The sequence below is a fragment of the Terrabacter sp. 01T434 genome, assembly GCF_056398545.1.
Genome location: NZ_JBFTPP010000007.1, coordinates 274,559 through 281,635, shown reverse-complemented (window position 1 = coordinate 281,635; position 7,077 = coordinate 274,559). Strand labels below are relative to the sequence as shown.

Below are 7,077 nucleotides of genomic sequence, written 5' to 3'. Positions count from 1 at the left end.
GGGTCGGCCTACCGGTCGTTCCTGTGGCGCGACACCTGCGCCGAGCTCGGCATCACGCCCAAGCGAACCCGGCCGTACCGGCCGCAGACCAACGGCAAGATCGAGCGCTTCCACCGCACCCTGGCCGACGGGTGGGCCTACGCCCGGCAGTACGACAGCGAAGCAGCCAGACGAGCAGCCCTGCCTGCCTGGCTACACGCCTACAATCACCACCGGCCCCACTCGGCCTGCGGGAACCAACCGCCCATCAACCGGTTGACCAACGTCCCCGGTCAGTACATCAGTTGAGGTCATCGTGTTGTCACGAAATGACCCGGACACAGGCCTCCGCGTGATGCGCTCGGTCGAGCATCATCAGCTTCAAATCAGCCGCGCCGTGTTCATGCGGGGCAAGTCTCCGTACAAGTTCATGCCGGCGCTAGGCATGTCGCTGTTTCTCTCCAGCGATCGCACGAGCGTCCTGCAAGCTGCGGCTCTTGGTCTCCCCGCAGGCCGCGTTCTCGATTCGGCGGCTGCTGACGACATGGCCGACCCTGACCTCCGTATCGCTTTCGACTTCGACGGCGTCCTCGGGGATGACGCCTCCGAGCAAATCTTCCAGACCGGCGGGCTCAAGGAGTTCCACGCCTATGAGCGGGACCAGGCCCACGTCCCTCAAGAGCCCGGTCCGCTCAAAGACTTCTTGGCGAAGATCAATGTGATCCAGACGAAGGAAGAGGAGCGGAAGCTGGCGGACCCTGACTATTGGATCAGGCTGCACGTCTCCGTCGTAACTGCTCGGAATGCGCCGGCACACGAGCGCGCAATCCGAAGCCTGAAGAGCTGGGGCGTCAACGTTAACGACGCGTTCTTTCTTGGTGGCATCGCGAAGGCGCCCATCATCGAGGCTCTCCGACCTCACATCTTCTTCGACGATCAGTTGCTCCATCTGGAGAGCACGGCCGAAGCGGCACCAAGCGTGCATATCCCTTTCGGAGCGCTCAACCAGCCCGGGGTGTCCGCCGGCTAACCCATCCACCCCTCGGCATGGCCGCCCGGCGGCATGTGCGGTCAAGGTCCCCACGGGCTTCGGGCGCAGAGGCCCCTAGAGGATCCGCCGGAAGCGGCGCACACTGAGTGGACCCTTTCGTGATTGCCGAGGCAGGGAGCCTGGATGCCGACCGACGACACCAGCCAGACGATGTCCGCCTACTTCGCAGCTCTTGAAACGGGCCGATTCCAGCAGTTCTTCACCGAGGACGTCACATGGACCACGATTCAGAGTGGCGCGGTAGTCCGCGGGGCTGAGGCCGTGGAAGGAGCCATCAACGGCTTGCACGCTCGCATGACGGATCTGAGCACCCGTCAGCTGATGTCTGCCCAAGGCGTCGCCTACCTCGAAGGGGCATGCGCCGGCACCGGCGACGGAGATCGCATCCCCTTCTGCGTTGCGTACGACTTGGCGGACGATCGGATCGACGCGATGCGCGCCTATGGCGACATCGCGTCCTTCATGCCCCCGTCGCCATAGCGAAGGTGAATCGCAATCCGGGTGGCGCGGGGCCGCGCTGACTCTGCCCGGACCATCAGCAGTTTCTCGGGTCCGCTGAATGCAGACGCCAGCCCGGGAGGAGGTCCTGAACTCGCGCGACCGGTCGGCGGCAGAAGAGGACGTTCACTCGACCGGACATCGGCGGGGTGCCGACCCCGTTGCCGTTTCCTCAGACGCAGCTGCAGTAGGCGATGACGTAGAGCAGCCACACGGCTGTCACGAGCAGGGCCCCCGAGGCGATGGCGGCAATCCGCCGGCCCTGTCCACGCTCACGCGCCCGTCGTGCTTCTGGCCGGAGGCTCCAAGCGCCGTAGCCGATCAGACAGGCCATCGCCGCACTAGCGGTGACCGTCGCCGCCGGGTGGCGATTCCACCCCCAGATGAAGCCCGTAATCACAACCCCAGCGACTGAGCACGCGAGAATAGCGAAGATGGCCTCTCCCACGGCCTCACCTACCAGCTCCGCAACCTTTGAGCCGATCCGCCGCGGTAGCGATGGCTGCGGCCGACTCAGCTCCTGGGTCACGCCGTGATGCTCTCATGCTCGAGGTGCAACTAAGCGCCCGCGCGATTCACGCGTCGCGGCAGTTGAGGACGTTCGCTGGCGACTTCCGTCGGCTGCCCTGACATCTGAGGTAGACCACTCCTATGTCGTCCGAGGAACCTATCTCGTCCGAGGAGCATTGGCCGCGAGATCCAAGGCTCGACCCGTATCGGGACGCCGTCTGGGAACTGAGCAGAAACGGCCAAGCGGAAGCACATCTCCTCACCCAGGTGACGCACTATCGCAGCTGGCCTTTCGGCCGCCAACGTCATGAGTGGCTGTGGTGCAAGGTTTGCTGGCTCGACGGCCGGCAGGGTCCGCCCGAGGAAGACTACGGGCCTGGGTGGTACACCGTCGCCGAGCTTGAGCAACGAAAGTTCGAGAGTGCGTACGACAGCGGGGGCGCGTTCGATGCAACGCCGCTGGAAGGTGTGGTGCGCGATCAAATCTGGGCTCGGTACGGCCCGCCGTGACGTCGCGACTTGCGGCAAATGAGGAAGACTTCGGACCGAGCTTGAGCGGTGTGGACCGCGCTGCGCGGCAATGGCCGCGATGGCCGGGACGCTCGCCGGGCCAGATTCTTACAACGTTCACCGCCCACCACGGACGGTCAGAGGGCAGTCGTAAGCATGGAGTGAGGGGCCCGTAGGGTTTCCATGCATGAACCAAGCAGAGGTCCGCTTCGACGTTGCGTATGAACAGAAGAAGGGCCTGTCTTCGCGGACGCGGATCCTACGAGATCGGGAGACGGGGGTTTGCTACCTTCAGGTCTGGGACGGCTTCGCGGCCTCGATCACGCTTCTGGTCGACGCCGATGGATCGCCAGTTGTGGATAAGCAGGTGACCTAGACCGGATTGAGCGTTCTCATCACGGCCGCACGGCGGCATGTCCGGATGCGTTTCTGACCGGCGACCACGTGATAATCGGGCATGCCGATCCTCGTGTCCCTGCTGATCGCCGGAAGGGCCGTCACGCTGCCCGATCCGTCAGGCGGATATTTCGACGCTGCGGGCGACTTCGATCGGCTTCTGCCGATGGAGAACCAACTCCGCGTAGATCAGCTTCCAGAGCTGACCACGCTGAGCCGGATCGAGGCGTATGCCGACGTGGAGTTCACGCGCGAAGACCTTGCCGCGGTCGCGGAAGAGGCGGCGGCCCTTTTGCCATTTGCCAAGCCGGGGCCAGAGGCGAGAGGGCTTCAGCGATTGCGCGCGCTGGCTGAGCACGGCGTGGAGATCCCAGGTGCCGTGTTGCTCGTTCAGGGCGACTGAGGTTCCGATCCCGACCGCCGCTCGGCGGCATTGTCGGACGTTCGCGCTTCGGCGACCCGCTCAGTCCTCAACGGCAACCAGGTCGACCCAAACCGTCTCTAGTCCGGTGGTGTCGGCATCGTCGGCAGACACGATGAGACGGGTGCGCACGCCCGGCGCAGGAATCACCAGCATCCCTTCAGCGTCGCCGATCGACACGGTTTCCTCAGGCGTGGCAATGACGGTGTCACACAAGACGTGCCGCTCCGTTCTATCGCTCTCGACCAGAGAACGTAGGTGAATCGTTGCGGTGGCCCAGTCCCCGTCACCTTCGAACTTGTCTGCGTCGATGTCCTGCGCGTGCCGGACGCTCAAGACGATCACGTCGCGACCGGTGGCCACCACCTTGCCCTTGATGTCCGTTGGCACCTCGGCCCTTGGGTCGCCCAAGATGGCTATTCCCCAATGCCACGGTCGGGTCAGCGTCAGCTCAGCCAGCGGTTGCATGGCCGCGATCGTAGTTCTCGCCGCGCCCTCAAAGGCGCTAGACGCCTCCGAATAGGGACGTCCTGACATCGACACGATCGCTCGGAGAGCGGCATGGTCGGGCGATCGTAGCCGTCCTCAGCGCGGCAAAGTCGGACGAGCGTAGCCGTCCTAAGCGCGGCATTTCAGTGCGTATCGAACGGCAGAACGTCGAGGACGCGGCCAGTGCCGACGACACGGCTTGGGTACCGCAAGGTGAAGCGGGTGGTCGGCACGACGTATACGTCTGCCAGATCCGACCAGAAGCCCAAGTCGACAGCGACTCCCGACACTCCGGGCGCGATTGGATCCCCGGACAGAGTCGTGATGCGCACGCCAAGGTCGACAGGAGCGTCATCGGCGTTGTCGAGTTCGACGCGGAGGATCAGGGACTGGCACGGCGATGGCATGGGCTCGATCAACCCACCACCGACTTCGTCATGCATGTCAATCGTCGCGTTTGCCTTCACGACTCCACCCTGCACCAGCGCGATGCTGGTTGTCCGCACATCGGCAGTTCCGGACGCTCACGAACATGTCAGCGTTCAGCGTTACCCGTCGTGGTTCGTGCCCCAACGCGATCGTCATCGGTTCATGAGTCAGGCAGAGCGACAGCAGTCCCAGAGCGACCGTACAATGTTGTGGGCGCTCGCCGGCGCCTTCGGCGGATGTCTGCTGCTCTGGCTTGCCGCCCTCACGGGAGCTTGGCTCCGTGACAGCCCATCGCCCTCGCTGTCGGCACCGAGAGTGGCGCGGCTGCTGCTCCATCCCTCTGATCCCGTCGCGGCCTGGGGTGTCGATGTGGGGTCGGCGTCCACCTACTGGGGGCTGCTTTCGCTGCTCATCCTTGCGATCGCCGCCCCAGCAGAGCTCGCGCGACGTCACCGCGCCGCCTCGTCTTCTGACAACGGCTGGGTCTCGCGTGCGGGCATCGCGTCACGCTCCGAGGCTAGAGCTGCCGCCGGAGCCGCTCGCGTCAAGAACCGCGTCGCCGCCCTGCGGCCATCCTTCCCTGGCAGCTCAGCCGAGTCGGTTGCGCACGCCGTCGGCCACAGCCGCGGCGTCCAATGCTTTGTGACGGTCGAGGACTCAACCGTCGTCCTCGGGCCGCCACGTTCGGGCAAGGGACTGCATCTCGTCATCCCGGCCATCCTGGAGGCGCCCGGAGCGGTGGTTACCACTAGCACCCGCCCGGACAACCTCACCGCGACCCTCCGCGCTAGGCAGAGCGTCGGCCCGGTCGCCGTCTTCGACCCGCAAGGCCTCGCCCCCGGCATACCGTCCACGACACGCTGGTCCCCCATCCGTGGCTGCGAGGACCCGCACGTGGCGATGGTCCGCGCGAAGGCCCTCACCAAGGGCGCTGCGTCGGGAACCACCGACGCCAACTTCTGGCAGTCCTCGGCCGAGCAAGCCGTCCGCGCGCTCCTGCACGCCGCCGCCCTCGGCGGCTGCGACGCCGGCGACCTCTACCGTTGGTCCCTCTCCGCAGTCCACGCGCGCGAAGCCGTCATGATCCTCGGCACCCACCCGACCGCAGCCCAGGCGTGGCACCAAGGCCTCGACTCCATCATCAGCGCCGACCCGCGACAGCGAGACTCCGTCTGGGCGATGGTCTCGATCGCCTTCGCAGCCCTGGCCGACCCGCGGGTCCTCGCCGCTGCTTCCCCTGCCGCGGGCGAGCAGCTCGACCCGGCGGAGGTCCTCGCCAACAACGGCACCGTCTACCTGCTCGGTACCTCGACCGGCGCGGCCGCGACAGCCGGCCTCGTCGGCGCCTTCCTCGAGGACGTCCTCGAGGTCGCCCGCCGCCAGGCCGCCTGCTCCCCCGCCTCCCGGCTCGATCCTCCCTTGTCGATGATCCTCGACGAAGCGGCCAACTACCCGCTGCCTTCGCTCGCCTCACTCATGTCCGACGGCGGCGGCTCCGGCATCGCCACGACGGTCGTGCTGCAGTCCTTGGCCCAGGCCCGCGCCGTCTGGGGCGAACACGCCGCATCAGCGATCTGGGACGCCGCCATCGTCAAGCTCATCCTCGGCGGCGGCTCCAACGCCCGCGACCTCGACGACCTGTCGAAGCTCATCGGCACGCGCCCGAAGGAGGTCACCAGCCGCAGCACCGGCCACGACGGCCGCCACTCGACATCCACCTCGACCAGCGACGTCCCGATCCTGACCCCGGCCGAGCTGCGCACCCTCCCGTTCGGATCCGCCGTCCTCCTCCTGCGCTCCGCCCCGCCGATCGCGCTCGCCATGAGCCCGTGGACCAAGCGCAAGGACGCGAAGGACCTCACCGCAGTCCGCCTCGACCTCGAGCAGAAGATCCGCCATGCCAGCCACGCCCATCCCTGACAGAGCAGGATCACCACGCAGCCGTCGAACCTCCTACGACGCCTACATCAACTCCCACGCCTTGTCCGACAAGCGCAAGCAGTGGTATGCCGCGTGGCTGACCGCCGCCGGCGTCGAGCCCTCCTGCCTGGTGTGCGGCCGGCGGTGGACGCTCAAGGCCGGGCACCTGCACCACGCGACGTACGACCGGCTCGGCGCCGAGTCGCTCCGCGACCTGCTGCCCCTCTGCCGGCGCGACCACAAGGCCCTGCACGCCATCATCGACTCGCACCCGACCTGGCGACGGACCGACCGCCAAACCGCAACCGCCGCGATCATCGCCGCCCTCCGCCAAGCGTGCGCCGAACGCCCTGACACGAGTCGGCAGCGCACGGTCACACGGACACCGTGACTGCAGCCGAGCCTCTCGACTTCGGCGAGGACCCGTTCGAGCGGACCTTCGGCCAGCTCCGCGGCCCGGTCCACTGGCCCTCCCTCACCGAGGACGAGACCCGAGACCGGATGTGTGAGCTCGACGAGTGGGTCAACGACCTCGTCCGCCGCTTCGCCCTGGAGCCCCGCGTCATCCCGCCCTGCTGGGCCCAGCACACCGCGCTCATCGAGATCCTCTCCGCCCTCCGGGACCACGAGCGAGCCGACTACGCCGACACCGCCTCCCCCACCGCCGCGATGGACTTCATCCGCGCGCTGCACGACGCACAGCTCTTCCTCGCCGACCAGGTCTCCAAGACCCAATGCTCGGTCGCCGGCCACCGCGACGACATGGTCGCCTCTTGGACCACGACGAAACCGGCTGACTCCCAATCGAACTGACCTGACGGATGGTGTCCCAGACGCAGAGTCCTCCCTTCGAGAAGCGCGGGAGGGCCCGCGC

Annotated in this window: 12 protein-coding genes; 9 read left to right on the top strand and 3 right to left on the bottom strand. The window is 66.7% G+C overall.

Annotation, left to right across the window (positions count from 1 at the left end):
* The 3 genes from AC1DIW_RS16465 to AC1DIW_RS16455 form a co-directional block, all read left to right on the top strand.
* On the top strand, positions 1 to 288 hold a 288-nt coding region (locus AC1DIW_RS16465), incomplete at its 5' end, for an integrase core domain-containing protein (protein WP_478109495.1).
* A 46-nt stretch (positions 289 to 334) separates the two neighbouring features.
* On the top strand, positions 335 to 1,009 hold the full coding sequence (locus AC1DIW_RS16460; RefSeq protein WP_478109509.1) for a 5'-nucleotidase: 675 nt from the start codon (positions 335 to 337) through the stop codon (positions 1,007 to 1,009).
* A 144-nt stretch (positions 1,010 to 1,153) separates the two neighbouring features.
* The gene (locus AC1DIW_RS16455) at positions 1,154 to 1,510 is read left to right on the top strand and encodes a nuclear transport factor 2 family protein (protein ID WP_478109493.1); all 357 of its coding nucleotides are present in this window, start codon (positions 1,154 to 1,156) and stop codon (positions 1,508 to 1,510) included.
* A 190-nt stretch (positions 1,511 to 1,700) separates the two neighbouring features.
* Here AC1DIW_RS16455 and AC1DIW_RS16450 read toward each other — a convergent pair whose 3' ends face one another.
* Positions 1,701 to 1,862, bottom strand: a complete 162-nt coding sequence (locus AC1DIW_RS16450; RefSeq protein ID WP_478109491.1) for a hypothetical protein — start codon at positions 1,860 to 1,862, stop codon at positions 1,701 to 1,703.
* Positions 1,863 to 2,179: 317 nt separating this feature from the next.
* On the opposite strand from AC1DIW_RS16450, the gene AC1DIW_RS16445 reads away from it, so the two are divergent.
* From AC1DIW_RS16445 to AC1DIW_RS16435, 3 genes are all read left to right on the top strand, one after another.
* Complete coding sequence (locus tag AC1DIW_RS16445) at positions 2,180 to 2,548, top strand: hypothetical protein (protein WP_478109489.1); 369 nt, start codon at positions 2,180 to 2,182, stop codon at positions 2,546 to 2,548.
* A 187-nt stretch (positions 2,549 to 2,735) separates the two neighbouring features.
* Positions 2,736 to 2,924: a DUF6440 family protein gene (locus AC1DIW_RS16440; RefSeq protein ID WP_478109488.1), complete on the top strand. Its 189-nt coding sequence runs from the start codon at positions 2,736 to 2,738 to the stop codon at positions 2,922 to 2,924.
* 81 nt (positions 2,925 to 3,005) lie between these two features.
* Positions 3,006 to 3,347, top strand: a complete 342-nt coding sequence (locus AC1DIW_RS16435; RefSeq protein WP_478109486.1) for a hypothetical protein — start codon at positions 3,006 to 3,008, stop codon at positions 3,345 to 3,347.
* 60 nt (positions 3,348 to 3,407) lie between these two features.
* On the opposite strand, the gene AC1DIW_RS16430 is transcribed toward AC1DIW_RS16435, so the two are convergent.
* Both AC1DIW_RS16430 and AC1DIW_RS16425 read right to left on the bottom strand, forming a co-directional pair.
* Positions 3,408 to 3,833, bottom strand: coding sequence for a hypothetical protein (locus AC1DIW_RS16430; protein ID WP_478109484.1), 426 nt, complete (start codon positions 3,831 to 3,833; stop codon positions 3,408 to 3,410).
* Between the two features lie 164 nt (positions 3,834 to 3,997).
* On the bottom strand, positions 3,998 to 4,321 hold the full coding sequence (locus AC1DIW_RS16425; protein WP_478109483.1) for a hypothetical protein: 324 nt from the start codon (positions 4,319 to 4,321) through the stop codon (positions 3,998 to 4,000).
* A 604-nt stretch (positions 4,322 to 4,925) separates the two neighbouring features.
* Between AC1DIW_RS16425 and AC1DIW_RS16420 the strand changes: the two genes are divergently transcribed.
* From AC1DIW_RS16420 to AC1DIW_RS16410, 3 genes are read left to right on the top strand one after another with little or no spacing between them, the layout of a single operon-like run.
* Positions 4,926 to 6,203, top strand: a complete 1,278-nt coding sequence (locus tag AC1DIW_RS16420; RefSeq protein ID WP_478109482.1) for a type IV secretory system conjugative DNA transfer family protein — start codon at positions 4,926 to 4,928, stop codon at positions 6,201 to 6,203.
* Positions 6,181 to 6,594 (top strand): hypothetical protein, encoded by a 414-nt coding sequence (locus tag AC1DIW_RS16415; RefSeq protein ID WP_478109480.1) that lies wholly within the window; start codon positions 6,181 to 6,183, stop codon positions 6,592 to 6,594. The genes AC1DIW_RS16420 and AC1DIW_RS16415 overlap by 23 nt, the downstream gene beginning before the upstream one ends.
* Positions 6,591 to 7,016 carry a hypothetical protein gene (locus tag AC1DIW_RS16410; protein WP_478109478.1) on the top strand — a complete coding sequence of 142 codons (426 nt, stop codon included), beginning with the start codon at positions 6,591 to 6,593 and terminating at the stop codon, positions 7,014 to 7,016. Before AC1DIW_RS16415 ends, AC1DIW_RS16410 begins: the two co-directional genes overlap by 4 nt.
* The last annotated feature ends 61 nt before the right edge of the window (positions 7,017 to 7,077 follow it).